General features: G+C 73.2%; 19 protein-coding genes. 15 read left to right on the top strand and 4 right to left on the bottom strand.

The window, feature by feature from the left end; translation table 11 throughout:
- Position 1 precedes the first annotated feature (1 nt).
- From ABD998_RS14040 to ABD998_RS14050, 3 genes are all read right to left on the bottom strand, one after another.
- Complete coding sequence (locus ABD998_RS14040; protein ID WP_345440286.1) at positions 2–304, bottom strand: hypothetical protein; 303 nt, start codon at positions 302–304, stop codon at positions 2–4.
- A gap of 20 nt (positions 305–324) precedes the next feature.
- A complete protein-coding gene (locus tag ABD998_RS14045; protein ID WP_345440289.1) occupies positions 325–879 on the bottom strand; it encodes a Dps family protein in 555 nt (184 codons plus the stop codon).
- Positions 880–1,267: 388 nt separating this feature from the next.
- Complete coding sequence (locus tag ABD998_RS14050) at positions 1,268–1,954, bottom strand: fasciclin domain-containing protein (protein ID WP_345440291.1); 687 nt, start codon at positions 1,952–1,954, stop codon at positions 1,268–1,270.
- A gap of 177 nt (positions 1,955–2,131) precedes the next feature.
- Here ABD998_RS14050 and sigK point away from each other — a divergent pair, with 177 nt between their 5' ends.
- The 15 genes from sigK (at position 2,132) to ABD998_RS14125 (ending at position 21,535) form a co-directional block, all read left to right on the top strand.
- On the top strand, positions 2,132–2,734 hold the full coding sequence (sigK, locus tag ABD998_RS14055; protein WP_345440294.1) for an ECF RNA polymerase sigma factor SigK: 603 nt from the start codon (positions 2,132–2,134) through the stop codon (positions 2,732–2,734).
- Positions 2,731–3,468: an anti-sigma factor gene (locus ABD998_RS14060; RefSeq protein ID WP_345440297.1), complete on the top strand. Its 738-nt coding sequence runs from the start codon at positions 2,731–2,733 to the stop codon at positions 3,466–3,468. The genes sigK and ABD998_RS14060 overlap by 4 nt, the downstream gene beginning before the upstream one ends.
- 127 nt (positions 3,469–3,595) lie before the next feature.
- Complete coding sequence (locus tag ABD998_RS14065) at positions 3,596–5,152, top strand: RICIN domain-containing protein (RefSeq protein WP_345440300.1); 1,557 nt, start codon at positions 3,596–3,598, stop codon at positions 5,150–5,152.
- Positions 5,152–8,031 (top strand): LamG-like jellyroll fold domain-containing protein, encoded by a 2,880-nt coding sequence (locus tag ABD998_RS14070; RefSeq protein ID WP_345440302.1) that lies wholly within the window; start codon positions 5,152–5,154, stop codon positions 8,029–8,031. The genes ABD998_RS14065 and ABD998_RS14070 overlap by 1 nt, the downstream gene beginning before the upstream one ends.
- Before the next feature lie 215 nt (positions 8,032–8,246).
- Positions 8,247–9,161: an SIS domain-containing protein gene (locus ABD998_RS14075; protein ID WP_345440305.1), complete on the top strand. Its 915-nt coding sequence runs from the start codon at positions 8,247–8,249 to the stop codon at positions 9,159–9,161.
- Between the two features lie 3 nt (positions 9,162–9,164).
- Positions 9,165–10,130, top strand: coding sequence for an ROK family protein (locus ABD998_RS14080; RefSeq protein WP_345440308.1), 966 nt, complete (start codon positions 9,165–9,167; stop codon positions 10,128–10,130).
- On the top strand, positions 10,127–11,086 hold the full coding sequence (locus ABD998_RS14085; RefSeq protein ID WP_345440311.1) for a 1-phosphofructokinase family hexose kinase: 960 nt from the start codon (positions 10,127–10,129) through the stop codon (positions 11,084–11,086). Before ABD998_RS14080 ends, ABD998_RS14085 begins: the two co-directional genes overlap by 4 nt.
- A complete protein-coding gene (locus tag ABD998_RS14090; protein WP_345440313.1) occupies positions 11,083–11,925 on the top strand; it encodes a class II fructose-bisphosphate aldolase in 843 nt (280 codons plus the stop codon). The genes ABD998_RS14085 and ABD998_RS14090 overlap by 4 nt, the downstream gene beginning before the upstream one ends.
- Positions 11,922–13,154, top strand: coding sequence for an N-acetylglucosamine-6-phosphate deacetylase (locus tag ABD998_RS14095; protein ID WP_345440315.1), 1,233 nt, complete (start codon positions 11,922–11,924; stop codon positions 13,152–13,154). Before ABD998_RS14090 ends, ABD998_RS14095 begins: the two co-directional genes overlap by 4 nt.
- 30 nt (positions 13,155–13,184) lie before the next feature.
- Entirely contained in the window at positions 13,185–16,079 is a 2,895-nt protein-coding gene (locus ABD998_RS14100) for a fibronectin type III domain-containing protein (protein ID WP_345440318.1), read from the top strand.
- 63 nt (positions 16,080–16,142) lie between these two features.
- On the top strand, positions 16,143–17,213 hold the full coding sequence (locus ABD998_RS14105; protein ID WP_345440321.1) for a substrate-binding domain-containing protein: 1,071 nt from the start codon (positions 16,143–16,145) through the stop codon (positions 17,211–17,213).
- A gap of 123 nt (positions 17,214–17,336) precedes the next feature.
- Complete coding sequence (locus tag ABD998_RS14110) at positions 17,337–18,647, top strand: ABC transporter substrate-binding protein (RefSeq protein ID WP_345440324.1); 1,311 nt, start codon at positions 17,337–17,339, stop codon at positions 18,645–18,647.
- A gap of 10 nt (positions 18,648–18,657) precedes the next feature.
- Positions 18,658–19,599, top strand: a complete 942-nt coding sequence (locus ABD998_RS14115; RefSeq protein ID WP_345440327.1) for a carbohydrate ABC transporter permease — start codon at positions 18,658–18,660, stop codon at positions 19,597–19,599.
- Positions 19,596–20,522, top strand: coding sequence for a carbohydrate ABC transporter permease (locus ABD998_RS14120; RefSeq protein WP_345440330.1), 927 nt, complete (start codon positions 19,596–19,598; stop codon positions 20,520–20,522). Before ABD998_RS14115 ends, ABD998_RS14120 begins: the two co-directional genes overlap by 4 nt.
- Positions 20,519–21,535 (top strand): hydroxyacid dehydrogenase, encoded by a 1,017-nt coding sequence (locus ABD998_RS14125; protein ID WP_345440333.1) that lies wholly within the window; start codon positions 20,519–20,521, stop codon positions 21,533–21,535. The genes ABD998_RS14120 and ABD998_RS14125 overlap by 4 nt, the downstream gene beginning before the upstream one ends.
- Before the next feature lie 22 nt (positions 21,536–21,557).
- On the opposite strand, the gene ABD998_RS14130 is transcribed toward ABD998_RS14125, so the two are convergent.
- Positions 21,558–21,746, bottom strand: coding sequence for a hypothetical protein (locus ABD998_RS14130; protein ID WP_345440336.1), 189 nt, complete (start codon positions 21,744–21,746; stop codon positions 21,558–21,560).
- Positions 21,747–21,753: the final 7 nt, after the last annotated feature.

A 21,753-nucleotide genomic window follows, 5' to 3' on the forward strand; every position in this document is an offset into this window, starting at 1 on the left:
GTCAGTCCCCGTCGCGCGGCGCCGACCACGCCGCGAGGAACGCGTCCTCGTCGAGCATGGCGAGGTCGCGCTCGACCTCCTCGAGGAGGAACCCCGCGGCGTGGGCCTCGGTCGGCGTGCGGAGCACCTCCTCGCCCGTCTCGCGCCGCCGCACGACGAGGTCGATGTCGGCGACGGCGGAGGTGTCGTTCGCGAAGTAGCCGGACGCGAGGTTCACGATGAACCGGCCCGCCTTCTCGAGCGCGGTGCCGCTGCGCGGCTCCAGCGAGGCGGCGAAGACCTCCTCCGCGGTCACATCGTCCATGCCACCAGGATGGACCATCCTCAGCGGCCGCGCGGCACGCGGTTCTCGGCGCTCACCATCCACGAGAGCTGCTCGAGGCGCTCGAGCACGGCATGGAGGATGTCGGCCGTCGTCGGGTCCTCCTCGTCGACGTCGTCGTGCACCTCGCGGCACGTCGACGCGACGACGTCGAGGCGCTCGGTGATGAGGTCGATGACCTCCGACGTCGCGATCTCGCCCTGCGGGAACTCGGGCAGGGTGGTCGTCGCGGCCACGATGTCGCTGCGCCCGTCGGGAAGCGCGTGCAGCGAGCGCATGCGCTCGGCGACCGTGTCGGAGAACTCGCGCGCGGCGTCGATGATCTCGTCGAGCTGAAGGTGCGTGTCGCGGAAGTTCGTGCCGACGACGTTCCAGTGCGCCTGCTTGCCCTGCAACGAGAGCTCGATGAGATCGACGAGCACGCGCTGCATGTTCTCGGCGAGGGACTTCGACGCGATGAAGCCGTGCTCCGCGTTCTGGTCGGACGTCACCTTCGCTCCGCTCCCGCCACGGGCGGCACGACGGCGGTTCTTCTGAGGGGTGTCGTTCGCAGTCATGGCTCGACGCTAGGCCGCGGCGCCGTCGGCTGTCATCGGCTTGACGCGGGCGGTCGGGGATGGCAGGAGCGGCAGCCGCAGGATGGCGACGGTGCCGGATCCCTCCACGGATCGCAGCACGACATCGCCGCCGTGACGCGACGCGACCGTCGAGACGAGCGTGAGCCCGAGGCGGCGTCCGCCACGAGCGCCTCGAGGTCGATTTCCTCGCGCTCCAGCGGCCGCGTCTCGAGGTCGGCAAGCTTGCGCAGGTCGCGCACGAGCACGCTCAGCCGCCGGGCCGCCGAGCACGGCCGCCGGCAGCACGATCGAGATCCGCGACATCGCCGACCGCGCGCAGAAGGCGGCCGGGCTCTCGCCCGACCGCCTCGCCCCTCCCCGCCGCGGCTTACTCGGCCGGGGGCATGAGCACCGTGTCGACGAGGTACACCGTCGCGTTGGCGGTCTGCACGCCGCCGCAGATGACGGTCGCGTCGTTCACCATGATGTCGTCGCCGGATCCCGTGACCTCGACGTCGGCGCCGTTGACGGTCGTGTGCGTGCCGTCGATGTCCTCGGGAGCGATCTGGCCGGGGACGACGTGGTACGTGAGGATCGACGTCAGCAGGTCGGCGTCGGTGCTGAGGGTGTCGATCGTCGCCTGGTCGATCTTCGCGAACGCGTCGTCGACCGGGGCGAACACCGTGAACTCGTCGCCGTTGAGCGTGTCGACGAGGTCGACGTCGGGGTTCAGCTGCCCGGAGACCGCCGCGACGAGCGTCGTGAGCAGCGGGTTGTTGGAGGCGGCGACGGCGACGGGGTCGAGGGCCATGCCGTCGATCGAGCCCGCGCCATCCGGCACGGCCTCGGCGTAGTCGGCGCAGCCGGCGCCGACGAGGTTCGCGGCGGGGTCCATGGCGTCGTCCGACTCCATGGTCTCCTCGGGGGCCGTGCTGGGCTCGGCCGACTCGCTCGCCGTGGTGCCGGCGTCGGTGTCCTCGGTCGTGGTCGACCCGCCGCTGCAGGCGGTGAGGCCGAAGACGGCGACGAGCGACAGCACTGCGGCGCCGGTGAGCGTGGACTTCTTCGTGAACATTGCCTTCTCCTCTTGTGAACGGACGATCGCCCGGCTGAGCGATGCCTTCGCCTCTCGGCTTTCACAAGGGCATTCGGGGTCCTCCGCCGATCGGATGGGGACGGATCCGAGAAAACTTTCCGGCCATCCGATCCGCGCCGCGCCCCGAAGAAGGAACGCGCGAGGGAGGAGTACGGCATGCTGGACCCTATGGTCATCGACGGCTTCGACGTGGACGAGACCGTCGACGACCCCCGTGACCACGTCGCCGACCTCCTCGTCCGCGTCGCCGCGGGTGATCAGGCCGCGTTCGCCGAGCTCTACGACATGCTGTCCGGCCGCGTCTTCGGCCTCGTGCTGCGCGTGCTCGTCGATCGCGCGCAGAGCGAGGAGGTGCTCCAGGAGATCTTCCTCGAGATCTGGCAATCCGCTTCCCGCTTCTCTCCGAACAAGGGGCAAGGGAGGGCGTGGATCCTCACGATCGCGCACCGCAGGGCGGTGGATCGCGTGCGCTCGGCGCAGGCGAGCACCGACCGCGATGTCCGTGTCGGGTTCCGCGATCTCGGCGTGCCGTTCGACGGCGTCGCCGAGGACGTGGAGCTCCGCATGGAGGGGCGGCGCGTGATCGCGGCGCTCCGGCTGCTCCCCGACGCCCAGCGTGAAGCCCTGACGCTGGCGTACTACGGCGGCTACTCGCAGAGCGAGATCGCCGCCCTCACCGGGTCGCCCCTCGGCACGGTGAAGACGAGGATGCGCGACGGCCTGTCGCGCCTGAGGACGGAGATGGGGGTGCTGGCATGAGCGAGAAGGATCTGGACGAGCTGCTCGCCGGTCATGCGCTCCATGCGCTGAGCCCGGATGACCAGACGAGGCTCGACGAGGCGCTCGCGGGCGATCCCGCCCTCGCAGACCGCGCCCGTCGCGATGAGGAGACCGCGGTGTTCCTCGCCGATGCGGTGCCCGAGGTCGCGCCTCCCGCGCGCATCAGGGACGAGCTGCTCGCGCGCATCGCCGCCGAGCCTGCTCCCGCGCTCTCGGACGAGGACGCCGCGCCGGAGCCGGAGGCCGCCGCGCCCGCGCGCCCGATGCGCCGCGTGTGGTTCACTCTCGCCGCCTCGATCGCGCTCGTCCTGGCGGTCGGGATCGGCGTCGCGTCGATCGCGCAGATGCTCGACCGGCCCGAGGCCGTCGTCGCGCTCGAGCGCATCGAGTCCGCCGACGACGCGCAGAGCGCGTCGGCGGAGGTGGCGGGCGGCGGCACGCTCGAGCTGCACTGGTCTCCGTCGACGGGTGAGGCGGTCGTCGTCGCCGACGGCGTGCCGGTGCTCGACGAGGGCAGCCAGTACGAGCTCTGGTACGTGCGCGGGGAGACGCCGATCCCGGCCGGCGTGTTCGACGGCGGATCCGACGCGCCCACGTTGCTCGAGGGGGAGATGGCGCCCGGCGACGTGGTGGCCGTCACCGTCGAGCAGGAGGGCGGCTCGCCCACGGGAACCCCCACCACGACGCCCATCGTGGCGGTGCCGAGCGACTGACGCCGCGCGTTGAGTGACACTCAATCGTTTGACCCTCGTTCATGAAAACGTTTCAGGGGTTCATCGTCGATCGATAGCTTTCCCCCGCCGTAGCGCAGACCCGAGTGCGCCGGCGGAAGGAACCCCGATGAGAACCCGCACGCGGCGCGCCCTCCACGCCGCTCTCGCCGCGACCGTCGTCGCCCTGGCCACGCTGGCGGCGACCGCTCCCTCGACCGCCGAGGCGACAGCACCGCCCGACCCGCAGACCGACCTGCTCGGCGCAGGGCAGGCCATCCTGATCGAGAGCGTCCACGCTGTCGGGAAGGTCGTGGAACTCGGCGCGGCCGACGCCCAGCCGACGACACCCGACGACGCCCCCGCCGCCGCAGCCGTGTTCACGCGCGCGACGACGCCGGAGGCGCTCCGTGAGCAGGCGATCGCGGCGTATCCCGTCGCCGGCGCGGACGAGACGTTCGTGCTCGCCGCCGCCGACGGACGGGTGCTCGTACGCCGAGACAACGCCGATCCGTCGTGGCGGTACCTCGAGCTCATCGACGTGCCCCTCGCGGACGCCGCGGTCGACAGCTCCGCGCAGTGGCGGTTCGTCGACGCCGGCGACGGCACGACGGCCATCCAGAACGTCCGGCTCGACGCCTCGGGAGGCACCGCGGCGCTCGACATGTACAACTGGAGCACGGCCGACGGCTCCGAGGTGCAGACCTACACCGCGAGCGGCGCCGCCGTGCAGAGATGGCGCGTGCAGACGCTCGTGCCGGTCGTCGCGGAGACGACCGGCACGGTCGCGATCGGCACTCCGCCTGCGCTCCCCGCGAAGCTCACGGCCGTCTACGACTGGGGCCTGCGGCATGCGCTCACCGGCATCGCGTGGACCCAGCCGGAACCGGACGTCTGGCATGCCGAAGGCACCGTGGTCGTCGAGGGCACGGCGACCGGGTGGTTCGGCGAGACGGTTCCGCTCACGGCGCGCTACGTCGTCGGCGCCCTCGCCGATGGCATCGAGGTGCCCCTCGCCGGCTACGCGGGGATGACCGTGCAGGAGCTGCGGATGTCGGCGCCGCGCACCGTCGACCGCGCGGTGTCGGGCTCGGACGCGGTCGTCACGGCCGACGTCGCGTGGGACTGGTCCGCCGTCGACGACGCCGCGCTCGCCGCGGCCGGAACCGTCCGGATCCCCGCGGCGGACGCCACCGGCTTCTCGGCGACCCTCGTCGTGACGCTCACGGAGCCCGCGCAGGAGAACATCCTGCGCGGGGAGGGAGTGCACCACGTCGAGACGTACAACAGCGGCACGTTCGCGCTCACCGACGGCGATCGCGACCGCACCGGCTTCTCGGACTGGCGCAGCGGCGGCGCGGGCAACCGCGTGAACCCGAACTCGGTGTCGTTCTACCTCGATGCGCCCCGGCGCGTGACGGGCGCAGCCGTCTACGACATCGGCGGCACGAAGAACATCGGCCAGGTGACTGTCCAGTACCGCGACCTCATCGGCGGGTGGATCGACCTCCCCGTCGAAGGCGACTGGCCCTCGACCGCCACGGGAGGCGACCTCGCGCTTGAGGTGACGAGCGCGCCCGTGACCGCCACCGCCATCCGCGTCGTGTTCTCGAACGCGTCGACGGCGTCGTGGATGACCCTGTCCGAGATCGAGGTCTACGGGCCGACCGTGGAAGGCGCCCTGTGATGCGCATCAAGACCATCGCGGCCGCATCGGCCGCCCTCGTGGGAGCCTCCCTGCTCGGCGGGTTCACCGCCGCGGCCGATGCGGCGGTCGAGGAGGCGCCCGAGGCGACGCAGTCGAGCTTCCTCCTGCCGATCATCCCCGACACGCAGTTCTACTCGCGGTACAGCGCCGAGCAGTTCTACCCCCAGTACGGCACGAACCCGTTCGAGGTGCAGACGCAGTGGATCGTCGACCACCAGGACGAGCTCGACATCCCCTTCGCCGTGCACGTCGGCGACGTCGTCGACCAGCAGGGCGTGACGGGCCAGTGGGACGCCGCAGAGAGGGCCATGGGCATCCTCGAGGACGGCGGGGTGCCGTACTCGGTGCTGCCGGGCAACCACGACGTCGCCGACATGAACGCGCGGTCGTCGGTCGGCAACTCGGCGAACTACCTCGCGAGCTTCGGGCAGACGCAGCTCGCCGCGCAGGGCGGGAGCGCGCTCATCGGCACGTTCGAGGACGGCCTCTCGAGCGCGTACCTCTTCGAGGCCGAGGGGCATCAGTGGATGTCGCTCGCGATCGCGTGGAACGCGTCGGATGCGACGTTCGACTGGGCGCAGGGCATCCTCGACGCCCACCCCGGCGTTCCCGTCGTGCTCTCCTCGCACGCCATCATCAACATCGCCGAGGACCAGCTCTCCCCGGCATCGTGGTGGTGGGGCGACCTGCTGTGGGACGAGCTCATCACGAAGAACGACCAGATCGTCGTGACCGTGAACGGCCACTTCCACGGCGCCACGATGCGCACGCAGCAGAACGATTTCGGCCACGACGTCTACCAGGTGCTCACCGACTACCAGATGGCGGCGGACGGTGGCAACGGCTACATGACCCTGTTCGAGTTCGACCTCACGAACGACCGCATCGACGTCGAGTCGGTGTCGCCGTGGGTGACGCAGAAGCACGAGGACTCGCTCACGTCGTCGGACACCCCCGTGCTCGACGGCACCTGGCAGTCGTACAGCGTGCCGTTGGACTTCTCCGAGCGCTTCGGATGGGACGAGCCGACCGAGGCGACGGGCCCCGATCTGTCGGAGCTCGCGAAGCAGATCGTCTCGGAGGGCTGGGACGGCGACGCGGCGGGCGGCGCGCTCGAGAAGGCGGGAGCCGCCGACGACTACATCGCCGTCGACGGCACGGTCGCGCACTGGCGCTTCGGCGAGGTCGCGGCGGGCGTCGTCGACGAGACCTCGGTCATCCCCGACGTCGTGGGCGACAGCCCCATGTACCGCAGCGCACCGGACGCGACCGATGCGACGGACGAGCTCGAGGACGTGCAGGTCACCCACGAGAACACGGCGTACTACTCGTCCGATGCGGGTGCCGTGTGTTTCGCGCCCGTGTACCGCAACGACCAGGGGCCCGACCGGCTCGCCTACCTGTCGACGGAGTACGGCGCTCCCGCGACGTTCGCCGACCTCGACGAGGCGGGCGGGTACACCATCGAGACGTTCCTGCAGCTCGACGCCGACTGGACCGAGACGGCGAACCGCTGGAGCGCAGCCCTGACGCGGGGCGGCACGCGCGAGTGGGTGGGGATCGACGACTCGTCGGACCCCGGTGCCGGCGTCTCGTGGCTCGGGATCTCGAGCCTGCGCGAGTACCAGTTCTCCGCCGCCGACACGGCGACGGCCGACTCGTACACCCTGTGGTCGGGGGAGATCATGCCGGCCGCGTGGCACCACGTCGCCGTCGTGAGCGACCCCGACGCGGGAACCGTCATCATGTACGTCGACGGCGTACCGGTGCTGCGCAACGCGTCGGGCGCGGGCGGGATGGTCGCGGCCGACTACATGCCGTGGATCATCGGCACGTCGACGTGGAACACCGAGGCCGACCACGGATGGCACGGGTGCGTGGGCGAGACGCGCATCGTCGACCACGCGCTCGACGAGAGCGAGTTCCTCTACAACCGCATCGACATCGACGGAGACGGTGCGAACTTCTCGGTCGTCGACGCGCCGCAGGGCGAGCTCGCCTCCGGCACGTCGGTCGGGGCGCTGTCGGGGACCGGCTACCCAGGTGCGCAGGTGCGCATCGCGACAGCCGACCCCTCCGCACGCGCCGCAGGCGATCTCGGCAGCACCGAGGTCGGTGCGGACGGCCGATGGCGCATCGTGCTCGCCGAGCCGCTCGCGGGGGCCGGCGTGTTCGACCTCGCGCTGACGCAGTCGATCGGAACACGCGACGGCTCCCCGTACGCGCTGTCGTTCTCGATCGCGGAGGACGTCGGGACGGGGGCGGACACCGCGGCGGATGGCCCGGGCGCGGATGGCGCGGCTGCGGATGGCGCGGCTGCGGATGGCGCGGCTGCGGATGGCGCAGGTTCGGATGGCGCAGGTTCGGATGGCGCAGGTTCGGACGGCGCAGGTTCGGACGGCGCAACGTCTGCCGGTGCGGATGATGCTGCGGGCGCGGGCAGTGCCGGTGCGGATGATGCGGCTGAGGGTTCGGGCGGCGCGGGCTCTGATGCTGCGGGCGCGGACAGTGCCGGTTCGGATGGCGCGGCTGAGGGCGCGGACGGTGCCGGTTCGGATGGCGCGGCTGAGGGCGCGGACGGTGCCGGTTCGGATGGCGCAGTCTCCGACACCGCGGCGGATGGCACGGGTTCCGACACCGCGGCTGATGGTGCGGATGCCGCGGGCGCGGAGGACCCGAGCTCGGAAGGCGCCCCATCGCCGGGCGGCGCCGATGCAGCGGAGGATCCCGAGGCGCTCCCCTCCGGTCTCGCGCCGACCGGTTCCGGCGCGGTGGCGGCGACGACGGCCGCCGCGCTCGCACTCGCCGGGATGCTGACGGGCGCCTTCATCCTGCTGCGGAGGCGTCGCCGGGCCTGACCTCCGGCGTTCCGGAGCGAAGCGCGAAGGGGGAGGGATGCACTCGACGGCATCCCTCCCCCTTCATGTTCACGGCTGCGGTCGGGCTCGGGAGACACCAGAGCGGGTCCGACGAGCTGCGCTTCCATGTGCGAGTGTGTGCGGAGCGTCGAGATCGCACATCGCTCGTCCGCATCATCGAGTCGTCACCCCACGACTCGAAAGGCGGCAGGCGCATGGCCGAGACCGGCACGCAGACCATCTCCCCGGCGGGAGCGCACATGGAGGCCGAGCTCGTCTCGCAGCCCGACTGCTGGGAGCGGGCCGCCGAGGTCGCCCGCGACACCGCCGTGCTGCCGGCAGCGGGCCTCCGAGTCGCCGCGATCGGGTGCGGCACCTCCTGGTTCATGGCGCAGAGCTATGCGGCCCTCCGCGAGGCCGCGGGGCAGGGGCCGACCGACGCGTTCGCGGCATCGGAGGCCCCTGTCGCCGCCCGCGACTACGACGCCGTCGTCCTCATCACCCGCTCCGGCACGACGACAGAGGTGCTCGAGCTGGCCGCCGAGCTGCGCGGCCGCGTGCACACGGTCGGCATCGTCGGCGACACGGCGTCGCCCTTCCCCGACGCCGTCGACGCCCTCGTCGCGCTGCCGTTCGCCGACGAGACCTCGGTCGTGCAGACCCGCTTCGCCACGTCAGCGCTGAGCGCGCTGCGGGCCTCCCTCGGCCACGACGTCGCGGCGTCGGCCGCAGACGCCCGTCAGGCGATCTCCGCTGGGCTGCCCTCCGCGCTCGTCGACGCCGACCAGATCACGCTGCTCGGCCGAGGGTGGACCGTCGGCCTCGCCCACGAGGCCGCGCTCAAGATGCGCGAGGCTGCGCAGTCGTGGACAGAGTCGTACCCCGCCATGGAGTACCGGCATGGGCCCATCAGCATCGCGGCTCCCGGCCGCGTGGTGTGGGCCTTCGGCGCGGCACCCGATGGTCTCGCCGCCGATGTCGCGGCCACGGGAGCCCGCTTCGAGGCGTCAGGCGCCGACCCGCTCGCCGAGCTCGTGCGCGCCCAGCGCGTCGCCCTCGCACGGGCCCGTGCCCGAGGTCTCGACCCCGACCGTCCGCGCAACCTCACGCGCTCCGTCATCCTCGGCTGACCCGTGTCGGCCGTCCCCTCGCCCCTCCGCCTGCCGGAGGTCCCCGCCGCCGTGCTCGGGATCGACGTCGGAGGCACCGACATCAAGTCGGCGGTCGTCGCCGCGTCGGGCTCCGTCGGAGCAGTCGAGCGCCGTCCGACGCCGCGCGGGGCCGCCGCGCTCCTCGACGAGATCGATCTCATCGCGACCGCGCACGCGGGGCGCTTCGATGCCGTCGGCCTCGTCGTGCCGGGGGTGGTCGACGGCGATGTGGCGGTGTTCTCCGAGAACCTCGGATGGAGCGACCTGCCGCTCGGGCGCCTCGTGCGCGAACGGCTGGCTGTGCCCGTCTCGTTCGGGCAGGATGTGCGCGCCGCCGCCGTCGCCGAGCTGCTCCTCGGCGGCGGTGCGCCGTATCGCGACCCCGTCGTCGTCGTCATCGGCACGGGGCTCTCGGCTGTCATCGTGCGCGACGGCGTCGTCGTGGCGGGGTCGCCGCTCGTCGGCGAGATCGGCCACGCGCCCGTCGCGGGCGACGGGGCGGACGAGCCGTGCGCGTGCGGCCTCGTGGGATGCCTGGAGGCTGTCGCCTCGGCCGCGTCGATCGCGCGCCGCTACCGCCGTCTGTCGGGCCGTCCGGTCGCGGGCGCGCGCGAGGTGCTCGACGCCGCCACGCGGGGCGACGAGGTCGCCGTCGGCGTGTGGAACGCAGCCGTCGCCGCGCTCGCCTTCGGCCTCTCGCACGTGGTGGCGGCGCTCGCACCCGACGCCGTGCTCATCGCGGGCGGCCTGTCGCACGCGGGCGCCGCCCTCGTCGATCCGCTGCGCGAGCATCTCGCCGCGCGCCTGAGCTTCCATCGGATGCCCGTCGTCGAGGCCGCGCGCCTGGGCGGCGAGGCGGGTGTGCTGGGCGCCGCGCTGGCCGCCCGGGGGATGGCCGCCCGCGCCCGGATGTCCGCCGCCCCGACCCGGATGGCGGTGGCGCGGTGATCGTCGTCGTCACGCCCAACCCGGCGCTCGACCTGACCTGGTCCCTGCCCGCACTCGAACGCGGCGAGAGCCACCGCGTCGGGGCGGGGCATTCCCGCGCAGGCGGCAAGGGCGTCAACGTCGCCCGCGTGCTGCACGCGCTCGGTCGTCCCGTCATCGCCGTCGCCCCGTGCCCCGTATCGGGCGACGGCGCCGTCTTCGCCGACGACCTGCGTGCCGCGGGCATCCCCGCCGACCTCGTCCCGAGGGCGGGATCGCTGCGCCGCAGCGTCGCGATCGTGGAGGACGGGACCGGCACGGCGACGCTCCTCAACGAGCGGGGGAGCGCGCTGAGCCGAGCCGAGCTCGCCGCGCTCGTGCGGGCGGCCACCGCCCGACTCTCCGACGCGCGTGTGCTCGTCGTGTCGGGGAGCCTGCCGCCCGGGACCCCGGACGGCGTCGTCGGCGGCCTCGTCCGCGAGGCCCGTCGACGGGGCATCGCCGTGATCGCCGACGTCGCGGGCCCCGCCCTGCGCGAGGCGGCGCGCGCGGGCGCCGACCTCGTCAAGCCCAACGCGGTCGAGCTCGTCGAGGCGACGGGCGCCGCCGACCCGGCCGAGGGCATCCGCCGGCTGCTCGCCGACGGCGCCCGGATGGTCGCGGCCTCGTTCGGCGCCGACGGACTGTGCATCGCGCGCGGCGGGGGCGCGGAACCCGAGGCGGTGAGGGCACGCATGCCGCGTCCCCTGCTCGGCAATGCGACGGGCGCGGGCGACGCGGCCGTCGCCTCGCTCGCGCGCGACCTCGCCGACGGCGTCGGCGATCTCGCGATCCTCGCCCGCCGGGCGGCCGGCCTCTCCGCCGCGGCCGTGCTCGCCCCCTACGCCGGCGAGGTCTCTCCCACCCACCCGGCGCTCGTCTCCGAGGCGATCGTCGCCCCGGGCATCCCGCGTCTCCGCGAAAGGACCCCCGTATGACCCTCGTGCCGACCCGCGCCATCCTCGACCGCACGACCCGCGGCCGCGCCGCCTTCAACGTCGTGCACCTCGAGACCGCCGAGGCGCTCGCGGGCGCCGCCGACGACACCGGACTGCCGCTCATCCTGCAGATCTCGGAGAACTGTGTCGCGTATCACGGCGCCCTCGCGCCCGTCGCGGCCGCGGTGTCGGCGATCGCGCAGGCCGCGTCCGCCCCCATCGCCGTGCACCTCGACCACGCCGTGTCGGAGGAGCTCGCCCTCGAGGCGATCGACCTCGGCTTCGGGTCGGTCATGTTCGACGGGGCGACCCTGCCGTTCGCCGAGAACGTCGCCGCGACGCGCCGGGTCGTGCGGGCCGCGCATGCGGCGGGCGTGCTCGTCGAAGCGGAGCTGGGCGAGATCGGCGGAAAGGACGGCGCGCATGCGCCCGGCGTGCGCACCGACCCCGCGGAGGCGGCGCAGTTCGCCGCCGAGACGGGCGTCGACGCGCTCGCCGTCGCGGTCGGGTCGTCGCACGCCATGACGGACCGCACGGCGGTGCTCGACCTCGACCTCATCGCGCGCCTGCACGACGCGGTCGACGTGCCGCTCGTGCTGCACGGGTCGAGCGGCGTCGCCGACGAGAACCTGCGCGCCGCGGTCGCCGCCGGCATCGCGAAGGTCAACATCGCCACGCAGCTCACGAAGCAGTACACGGAGGCCGTGCGCCGCGCGCTCGCCGACCGTCCGGCTCTCGTCGACTCGCGCTCCTACACGCGCGCGGGCCGCGACGCCGTGCGGGCGGAGGCGGCGCGCCTGCTCGCGCTGCTCGACGCGGTGCCCGTCGCGTCGTCGTGACGGCCGCGCGCCGCACGATCGTGCACTCCGCGCGCATCGTCTCCGACGGGACGGAGGACGACGGCGCGTGGGTCGCGCTCGACGCCATGGCCGACGGGGCGCGGGTCGTCGTCGCCAGAGGGCACGGCGGCGGATGGCGCTCCCACCTCCGCGGCGACGCGCACGTCGTCGACGCCGACGGCCGCGCGGCGGTGCCGGGATTCGTCGACCTGCACTGCCACGGCGGCGGGGGAGCGAGCGCCGAGGACGCCGCACGCGACCCCCGCGCCCTCCCGCGCATCCTCGCCGTGCATCGCCGTCACGGCACGACGCGCACGATGCTGTCGCTCGTGTCGGCGGGCGTCGACGCGCTCGCCGCGCGCATCGCGGCCCTCGCGCCGCTCGTCGCCGCCGACCCGCTGCTCCTCGGCGTGCATCTCGAGGGGCCGTTCCTGGCGGGGTCGCACCGCGGGGCGCATCGCGCCGACGCCCTCCGCCCTCCGACACCCGACGCTGTCGCCCTGCTGCGCGACGCGGGTCCCGTCGCCATGATCACACTCGCGCCGGAGCTGCCCGGCTCCTCGGCAGCGATCGATGCGCTCGTCGGCGCCGGCGTGGTCGTCGCGATCGGCCACACCGCCGCCGACCACGGGGCGACGCGAGACGCCATCGCCCGCGGCGCCCGCGTCCTGACGCACGCCTTCAACGGCATGCGGGGCATCCACCACCGTGCGCCGGGGCCCGTCGTCGCGGCGATAGAGGACCAGCGCGCCGTGCTCGAGCTCATCGTCGACGGCGTCCATGTGCATCCGTCGATCGTCGCGGGAGCGGTGCGCGCCGCGCGGGGGCGCGTCGCCTTCGTGAGCGATGCCATGGCAGCCGCCGGCGCCGCAGACGGCGTCTACCGGCTCGGAGACCTCGACGTGACGGTGCGCGACGGCGTCGCGACGCACGGCGAGGACGGCGCGCTGGCCGGCTCGACGCTGACGCTCGACCGCGCCCTCGCGAACGCCGTCGCGGCGGGTGTGCCGCTCGTCGACGCCGTCGACGCCCTCACCGCGACGCCCGCCCGCGTGCTCGGCCTGCAAGGGCGCATCGGCAGCCTCGCCCCGGGCGCCGCGGCCGACCTCGTCCTGCTCGGGGCGGGCGGCGCACCCGACGCCGTCTGGGCCGACGGCGCGCTCGTGCACGCAGGGCCCGCGCTGTGCGATCGTGAGCGATCCCGCACGACCGGCGCCGCGCGGTCCTAGCGTCGTCGCAACCCGTCCGAGGAGGAACCCATGCGCCCTGCCCGCCGCGCCCTGCGCGCGCTCGCCGTCCTGGCCGCCGTCGCGGCCATCCTGACCTTCGCCGCACCCGCCCCTGCGCTCGCCGCCGCACCCGCCGTCGTGAACGGCGACTTCGGCGACGCGGACGGCGACGGCGCCCCGGACGGCTGGTCGCGCTGGAACCCCGCGGGGACGGCCGCCGTCTCCGTCGCCGCCGACGGGCCCGACGGCCGCACCGCGGCGACGATCGCCTCGACATCGGGGGCGACCGCCCGCCTCGCATTGACGCAGCGCGTCGCGGTCGATGCCGCCGCCGCGCGGCGCATCGTCGTCCGAGCGCTCGTGCGCGGCACGGGTCTCGACGCCGGCTACAGCATGATCCGCGTGCAGGTCCGCGACGCGGCGGGCGCCGTGATCGTGCCCGTCGCGTCGGGTCCGTATCTGCGGGGCACGTTCGACTGGCGGATCGTCGAGACGGCCGTCACCCTTCCCGACGCCGCCGCGAGCATCTCGGTCGAGCCGATGCTCGACCGCACGGCGGGGTCGCTCTCGGTCACGGGCGTCGAGATCGTCGAGGACGTCGCATCGGGGTCGCTCGCCGCCGTCGTCGGCGACCGCGGCGACGTCGAGCTGACGTGGTCCTTCCCCGACGTCGACGCCGCCGAGTACCGCGTGCGGCGGGGCACGACGGGCTCGCCGGCGTGGCTGCGCACGACGACGGCGCCCACCGTGGCCGACGAGACCGCCGAGCCCGGCGCGACCTACACCTACGTGGTCGACGCGGTCGACGACGAGGGCGTCGTCCTGGCCTCGACGCCGGCCGCGACGGCGACCGTGCCGGCGGCGGTCGCCGACCTCGTCGAGAGCCCGACGGTCGTCGCGCGCTCGACGGGCGACGGCACGGCGCGCGCGAGCTGGGCCGTGCCGTCCGCCACGGGGTCGCTCGCGCTGCGCGTCGACGGCGCGACGACGTCGCTCGCTGGCGCCACGGGATCGGTCGAGCTGGCGGCCTCGGCGGGAGACGCCGTCGAGCTCATCGCCGACGGCGTGGTCGTCGCCGACGCGCTCGTCGGCGGCGCCGTCCATCCGCGGGCCCTGCTGGGAGCCGACGACATCGCCCGCGTGCAGTCGTCGCTCGACGCGGGCGAGCCCACCGTCGTCGGCGCGTGGACTGCGCTCGTCAACCGGCTCGCCGACCCCGCGACGGCGGGGTACTCCGCCAATGGCAGCGCGGGGCTCTACGAGGCGCGCGACGCCGCCTTCGCGTACGCGGTCACGAGCGACGCCGCCTACGCGCAGCAGGCGTACGACGGACTCGTCGACGGCGAGGCGTTCATCATCGCCCGCGACACGAACATGGGCCTCGAGCTCGGCCGCGCCGCGCTGCTGCTCGCCCCCGCATACGACTGGGCGTCGCCCGGGTGGACCGACGCGCAGCGCGCCCATGCGCAGGCCATGATGCTGCGCGTCTCCGAGCTGCTGTCGACCTACCATCACGACAACCTCGACACGGCGGGCGACAAGGCGAGCAACTGGGTCGGCGTCACGCGGTCGACCGAGCTCGCGATGCTCCTCGTGCTCGCGGGCGACCAGACCGCGGCCTCCGACGACGCGCTCGACCGGCGCATCCTGTTCCTCGCCGACCAGGTCGCCCAGCACCTCGAAGACGGCTACACCGGCACCGGCTGGATGCAGGAGGGCTGGGACTACCTGCACTACACGGAGCTCTACCTCTTCCCCTCGATCTACACGGCGCAGTCCGTCGGGCTCACGGCTCTCGACGCGGCGTTCGCGGACATCGACTTCACGGGGCTCGCGCTCCATGTCGTCTCGTCGCGGGCCGCCGGCGACGTCGCGCAGTTCGGCGTGAGCGGCCCGAACGGGCAGGTCGACGGCGCTCTGCCGCTGCTCTTCCCGCTCGCCTCCGACGCCTCGGAGCTCGGCCAGCTCGTCGAGATCCACGACGCCGTGCACGGCACGGCGTCGGCGGCCCAGCGCTTCGACGGCGTGCACAGCATCTGGACGGCGCTGTTCGCCCCCACCGCCGGCGAGCGTTCGGCGGCCCTCGCCGCGTCGGCTGCCGCGGTGGATCTGCCGGCGCTCCTCGACCCCGAGTCGGGTTTCGCCGCGTTCCGCGACGACGTGGCCGACGCCGACGACGCCATCGTCGCGACGTCGAACCGCAACAGCCAGCACAAGGGATGGGCCGCGGCCGAGACCTTCTCGCTGTCGTGGATCTCCGACGACACGACCTGGGCGATGCAGGGCGGCAAGGCATACGCCGATCCATCGGCGTGGAGCAAGCCGCTCGTCGACGGCCAGCTCGAGCCCTACGAGAACCAGTACCGCACGGTCGACGGCCAGGGCGCCACGCTCGACTCCCGCGCCTTCGCGGGGCAGGGCGGCGGCTACCTCGAGCTGGATGGCGCGGCCAACTTCGGCGTCGACGTCGCGCACCGGTCCGAGGTCGTCGATCTCGAGCCGCGCGGGCCGTCGACCGCGATCGTCGCCATCGCCGACGACTTCTCCGACGACACCTCCCACACGTGGTCGTGGCAGCTGCGCCCCGAGAGCGGCGTCGTGATCGCCCTCGACGAGGACGCGGCAGAGGCCGAGCCGCTGTTCACCTTCACCTCGGCCGACGCCGCGGGAGAGCCCGTCGTGCTGTCGGGGTTCGTGCTCGACCGCGAGGGGCTCGACGCCGAGGTCGACGGCGGGGTGCTGCGCCTCTCGCGCACGGGGCCGGCGGCGTCGTTCCGCATCGTGCTCGCCACCGCCGGCGAGGCGCTGTCCGCGAGCATCGTGGGCGAGGGGATCGCGATCGGGGGAGCCTACGTCCCCGTCGACGATCTCGGCTCGGTGGCAGGGTCGGGGCTTCCGACGCCGAGCGCGGCGCACGGGAGATGACAGGCCGATGTGCGATCGTGTGCGAACTCGTGCGCCGGATGGGCGAGCCGCGATGATGAGCGTGTGCTGCCCTCCGAACGACACCAGGCCATCCTCCGCGAGATCGAGCTGCGCGGAGGCCTGACGGTCGCCGACTTCGCCGCCCGGTTCCGGGTGTCGGCCATGACGATCCGACGCGATCTCCTCGAGCTCGAGACGGAGGGCGTCCTCGAACGGGTGCACGGCGGCGCGGTGCGCCGCCGTGCACCGCGCGACAAGGGCCTCATCGCGACGATCGGGTTCATCGTCCCCTCGGCGCGGTACTACTTCCCCGGCGTCATCGCGGGCGCCAAGCACGCGGCTGCCGATCTGGGCGCGCGTCTCGTGCTCGGCATCTCGGACTACTCGGGCGACGCCGAGCGCCACCAGATCCGCCGCCTCCTCGAGAGGGGCGTCGACGGGCTCGTCGTGACGCCGTCCGAGCCGTACCGGCAGGACCCCGCGACCTACCGGCTGCTCGCCGACGCAGAGCCGCCGACGATCGTCATGGAGCGCTCCCTCGTCGATGCGCCGTCCGACATCCTCCTGGGCGCCGTGCGCACCGATCACGCGCACGGCGCCAAGGTCGCGCTGCGGCACCTCGTCGACGCGGGCCGGACGCGCATCGCCCTGGGCGTGCGGCGAGGGCCGACCGCCGAGCCGCTGCGCGACGGCTACCGGCGTGCCCTCGGCGACCTGCTGCCGGGCGCCGAGCCGATCGAGCTGGAGATCGCCCGCGTGGAGCGGCCCGTCGCCGAGCAGCGGGCGTCGCTCGCGGCCGTCGTGGACGCGTGCGCCGCTCAGCGCGTCGACGGCCTCATCGTGCTGCCGGACGAGGCGGCGATCGGCCTCGTCGACCTCGCCGTCGACCGCGGCATCGACGTGCCGCGCGATCTCGCCGTCGTCGCCTACGACGACGAGGTCGCGTCGCTCGCGGAGGTGCCGATCACGGCTGTCGCGCCGCCGAAGGCCGACGTCGGGGCCATGGCGGTGCGCGCCTGCTTCGAGCGGATCACGCGGGGGGAGCGCGTGCTCGGAGGGCCGGCTCACGCGCGCATCGACCTGCTGCCGACCCTCACGGTGCGCGGCTCGTCATCGACGGAAACATCGCTCTGACACGATTCCGCACAGTCGGATGTGCGGGTGTGTGCGATCGCGTGCGCGTGATCGAGCGGGTCCCGAGGATGAGTGCACTGCTCCACCCGACAAGCACCACCGCTTCGATCCGCAAGGAGTCCCATGCACCGCATCATCCGCACGACGGGGGCCGCCGTCCTGGCCGCCGCCCTGCTCGTCCCCCTCGCGTCCTGCGCGGGTCAGGCCGCCCCCGCGTCGACGCCGACCGAGAGCGCGCTTCCCGAGGGCGAGATCACGTTCTGGTCGGCCCTCGCCGGCATGGACCTCGTCGCCGAGGCCTTCAACGAGAGCCAGGACCGCATCCACGTCACCTTCGAGAGCGTCCCGAACGGCGCCAACGGCGGCTATGCCAAGCTCGCCGCCGCGATCTCGGCTGGCGAGGCCCCCGACGTCGCGACGATCGAGTACTACGCCCTGCCGCAGTTCGCGAGCTCGGGGAGCCTGCAGAGCCTGACGGGCGTCTACTCCGACGACGTCCTGAGCTCGTTCTCCGATGTCAGCCGCTCGCTCACGACGCTCGGCGGCGAGGTGTGGGCGCTGCCGTACGACGCGCCGCCGTCGATCGTCTGGTACCGGCAGGACCTGCTGGAGGCCGCGGGCGTCGCCGTGCCCACGACGTGGGAGGAGTTCGCCGATGCCGCCCGCGCCGTCCACGAGACGACGGGCGGCTACCTCGCATCGTTCAACGCGAACGAGCCGAGCTGGTACGCCGCGCTCGCCTGGCAGAACGGTGCGCAGTGGTTCGACACCGACGGCGACAGCTGGGTCGTCGACATCGACGACGCCGCGACGACCGATGTCGCGGAGTACTGGCAGGGGCTCATCGACGAGGGCGCCGTGAAGGCCGTCGCGTCGTACTCGGACGAGTGGACGAACGACATCGCCTCCGGCACCGCCGCAGGCATCGTCGGCGCCAGCTGGAGCGCGACCGGGATCATCACGCGCGCCGCCGGGCAGGAGGGGGAGTGGATCGCGGCCGGGCTACCCGTGTGGGAGGGCGCGGAGGCCGTCACGCCCATCTACGGCGGCTCGACGTTCGCCGTGCCGGAGACGAGCGGGAACGCCGCGGCCGCCGCCGAGTTCATCGAGTTCCTCACGACCGATCCCGCCGCGATCGAGGCGCGGGGCGACACCGGATCCGCGTACCTCGCGAACAGCGACCTGACCGCCGTGTCGCAGGCCGCGTTCGACGCCTCGTTCTTCGCGAACGACATCTGGGAGGTGTTCGACGAGGCCGCGTCGCACGACTCCGGAGACTGGCAGTGGGGGCCGAACTTCGACCTCACGGCGACCGCCATGAAAGAGACGATGGGCGCCACGGCGCCGGGCGGCGACCTCGCGGCGGCGTTCACGTCGATCCAGGAGACCACGGCGGACGGGCTCGCGGACCTCGGCCTCTCGGTCGCTCCCTGAGGCGGCGGCGATGACCACCGCATCCCTCCGCGGCGCGGCGCCTCGTGCGCCGCGCCGCGGGCGCCGCGCGACGAGCGACCGCGGAGCGGCCGCTCTCTTCCTTGGGCCGTTCTTCGCCCTGTTCGCCCTGTGCATGCTCGCTCCCGTCGTGTACGCGCTCGTGCTGAGCGTGTTCGCCGAGAAGCGTTCGGGGCTCGGATTCGGCGGCGACGCGCAGACGCTGTTCGTCGGGCTCGAGAACTATGTCGCCGTGCTCAGCTCGTCGTCGTTCCTCGACGGCTTCTGGCGTCTCGCCCTCTACGTCGTGCTGTACATTCCGACCATGCTGGGGCTCGCCCTCGTGCTGGCGCTCCTGCTCGACTCCGCCTATGCACGACTCGCCCGCGTGTTCCAGGTGCTGCTGTTCCTGCCGCACGTCGTGCCCGGAGTCATCGCCGCGCTGCTGTGGACATACCTGTACACCCCGGGAGTGAGCCCCCTCCTCGGCCTCCTGGGAGGCGCCGGGCTGGAGGTCGACCTGTTCGGCACGGCCCTCGTCGTGCCTGCCGTCGTGAACATCGCGGTGTGGCAGTGGACCGGCTACAACGTCATCATCGTCTTCACGGCGCTGCAGGCCGTGCCGCGCGATGTCGTCGAGGCGGCCAGCCTCGACGGCGCGGGCGGCGTGCGCATCGCGCTGGGGATCAAGCTGCCGCTCGTGGCGGGGTCGGTGGGCGTCATCGGGCTCTTCACGGCGATCGGCGCGCTGCAGCTGTTCACGGAGCCGTCGATCCTCGCGAAGGCGACGACGACGATCACTCCGAGCTGGGTGCCGAACATGTGGGCGTACGACGCCGCGTTCAACCGCCTCGACCAGCATCAGGCGGCGGCCGCGTCGCTCGTCATCGCGCTCATCGCGGGAGTCGTGTCGTTCGCCATCACCCGCTTCACCTCGAAGGGAACTCGCCCATGACCGTCCTCGCGACCCGTCCGGGCGGCGCGCAGACGGCGCCCCCCGCTCCCCGGCCCGCCGATGACGGGGCACCGCGGCGCAGGCCCCGCCCCCGCATCGCCGGCGTCGCCGTGACGAACGGCGTGCTCGTGCTGGGCGCCGTCTACACCGTCTTCCCTGTGCTGTGGCTCGTGTTCGCGTCGCTCAAGGACGCGGGCGGGCTCTACTCGACGTCGGTGTTCGACCTCGACCGGTGGCTCATCGGCGAGAACGTCTCCGCCCTGCTCGCGGAAGGCGACGGCCTCTTCGCACGCTGGATGGGCAACAGCCTGCTGTACTCGCTCGCGGGGGCCGTCGTGGGCGGCATCGTGTCGACGGCGGCCGGCTACGCGTTCGACAAGCTGCGCTTCCGCGGCAAGGAGGGGCTGTTCGGCTTCGTGCTCGTCGGCGTGCTCGTCCCGAACACGGCGACCGTGCTGCCGCTCTACATGCTCTTCTCGCAGCTGGGGATGGTGAACACGGTCTGGGCGATCATCCTGCCGTCGCTCTGCAACCCGTTCAACGTCTATCTCGCCCGCGCGTTCAGCCGCGCCTACGTGCCGGACGAGACGCTCGAGGCGGCGCGCATGGACGGCGCGGGTGCGGTGCGCACCTTCTTCTCCGTGGCGCTCCCCATGCTCGCTCCCGGATTCGTGACGATCGCCCTCTTCCAGTTCTTCGCGGTCTGGAGCAACTACATGCTGCCGCTCGTCATGCTGAGCGATCCGACGCTCTACCCCGTCTCGCTCGGGATCTCCCACTGGCAGGGGCTGACGGCGGTCGACCCGCGCTACGCACCGCTCGTCATCACCGGATCGCTGCTGTCGCTCGTTCCGCTCGTCGTCGCGTTCGTCTCGCTGCAGCGCTACTGGAGGGCCGGCATGACCGAGGGGAGCGTCAAGTGACCGGCCCGCTCAACGTCGCGCTCGCGATGGGCGCCGACGTCGCCGAGAAGGTGTTCCCGTCCGACCGGCTGGCGCGCATCGCGGAGGCGTCGGAGCTGCGGCTGCTGTCTCCGACCCCGCTGGGCACGTTCGAGGGCGCGTACGCCGACGCCGTGCTGAGCGAGGTGGACGTGCTCATCACCGGGTGGGGGAGCCCTCTGATCGACGCGGGTGTGCTCGACCGCGCGCCGCGACTGCGCCTCATCGCGCACGCGGGCGGCAGCGTCAAGGGCCACGTGGGCATCGCCGCCTGGGAGCGGGGCGTCGCGGTGTGCTCCGCGAACGACGCCAATGCGCGCCCCGTGGCCGAGTTCGCCGTGGCGATGATCCTGCTCGCGGGCAAGCAGGCGTTCCCGCTCGCGCGGATCGCGGCGCGCTCGGCTGACCACGTCGTCTCCGACGACCTGTATCCCGACATGGGCAACCACGGCAAGCGGGTCGGGATCGTTGGCGCGTCGCGGATCGGTCGGCGGACGATGGCGCTGCTGCGTCCCTACGATCTCGACCTGGTCGTGTACGACCCCTTCCTGTCGGATGCCGATGCCGCGACGCTCGGCGCGACCGCGGTGGACCTCGACGAGCTGCTGCGCACGAGCGACGTCGTCTCGCTGCACGCGCCGGCCCTGCCGGAGACGCGCCATCTGCTCGACCGCGCCGGCATCGCCCTCCTGCAGAACGGCGCCGTCGTCGTCAACACGGCGCGTGGCGCGCTCGTCGACCACGATGCGCTCACGGAGCGCGTCGTGCGCGGCGAGATCACGGCCATCCTCGACGTCACGGAGCCCGACGAGCTCGCGCTGGACCATCCGCTGCGCACGGCCGACCACGCGTTCCTCACGCCGCATATCGCAGGGTCGATGGGGCGGGAGCTGGCGCGGCTGGCCGACAGCGCGATCGACGACGCACGGCGGATGGCGCGCGGCGAGCCGCTCGCGTCGCCGGTGCGCCTGGAGGAGCTCGCGACGCAGGCGTGAGGGGGGCAGGGCGGCGGCGGCCTCAGCGCCCGCCGCCGCCCTTCTCGAGCAGCCGCAGGACGAGCGTGATGAGGCCGGCGAGGCCGACGAACACGAGGGCGAGGCCCAGCAGGCGCGGCGGCCCGCCCGACGCGATCGTCAGGGCGATGCCGATGGCGAGCAGCGCGATCGAGAGGATCGCGAGGCGCGGGGTCGGCATCCGCTTCAGCATCAGGCCA

Origin of the sequence: Microbacterium gilvum (genome assembly GCF_039543865.1) — a bacterium.
In the GTDB taxonomy this organism is placed as follows: Bacteria; Actinomycetota; Actinomycetes; order Actinomycetales; family Microbacteriaceae; genus Microbacterium; species Microbacterium gilvum.

What these genes read in the sequence shown, in the direction of transcription:
- ABD998_RS14075 (WP_345440305.1), top strand. Translation starts at nt 8,247, where the DNA reads ATGGCCGAGACCGGCACGCAGACCATCTCCCCGGCGGGAGCGCACATG.
- ABD998_RS14130 (WP_345440336.1), bottom strand. Translation starts at nt 21,746, where the DNA reads ATGCTGAAGCGGATGCCGACCCCGCGCCTCGCGATCCTCTCGATCGCG.
- ABD998_RS14120 (WP_345440330.1), top strand. Translation starts at nt 19,596, where the DNA reads ATGACCGTCCTCGCGACCCGTCCGGGCGGCGCGCAGACGGCGCCCCCC.
- ABD998_RS14070 (WP_345440302.1), top strand. Translation starts at nt 5,152, where the DNA reads ATGCGCATCAAGACCATCGCGGCCGCATCGGCCGCCCTCGTGGGAGCC.
- ABD998_RS14115 (WP_345440327.1), top strand. Translation starts at nt 18,658, where the DNA reads ATGACCACCGCATCCCTCCGCGGCGCGGCGCCTCGTGCGCCGCGCCGC.
- ABD998_RS14090 (WP_345440313.1), top strand. Translation starts at nt 11,083, where the DNA reads ATGACCCTCGTGCCGACCCGCGCCATCCTCGACCGCACGACCCGCGGC.
- ABD998_RS14065 (WP_345440300.1), top strand. Translation starts at nt 3,596, where the DNA reads ATGAGAACCCGCACGCGGCGCGCCCTCCACGCCGCTCTCGCCGCGACC.
- ABD998_RS14040 (WP_345440286.1), bottom strand. Translation starts at nt 304, where the DNA reads ATGGACGATGTGACCGCGGAGGAGGTCTTCGCCGCCTCGCTGGAGCCG.
- ABD998_RS14100 (WP_345440318.1), top strand. Translation starts at nt 13,185, where the DNA reads ATGCGCCCTGCCCGCCGCGCCCTGCGCGCGCTCGCCGTCCTGGCCGCC.
- sigK (WP_345440294.1), top strand. Translation starts at nt 2,132, where the DNA reads ATGCTGGACCCTATGGTCATCGACGGCTTCGACGTGGACGAGACCGTC.
- ABD998_RS14045 (WP_345440289.1), bottom strand. Translation starts at nt 879, where the DNA reads ATGACTGCGAACGACACCCCTCAGAAGAACCGCCGTCGTGCCGCCCGT.
- ABD998_RS14050 (WP_345440291.1), bottom strand. Translation starts at nt 1,954, where the DNA reads ATGTTCACGAAGAAGTCCACGCTCACCGGCGCCGCAGTGCTGTCGCTC.
- ABD998_RS14060 (WP_345440297.1), top strand. Translation starts at nt 2,731, where the DNA reads ATGAGCGAGAAGGATCTGGACGAGCTGCTCGCCGGTCATGCGCTCCAT.
- ABD998_RS14110 (WP_345440324.1), top strand. Translation starts at nt 17,337, where the DNA reads ATGCACCGCATCATCCGCACGACGGGGGCCGCCGTCCTGGCCGCCGCC.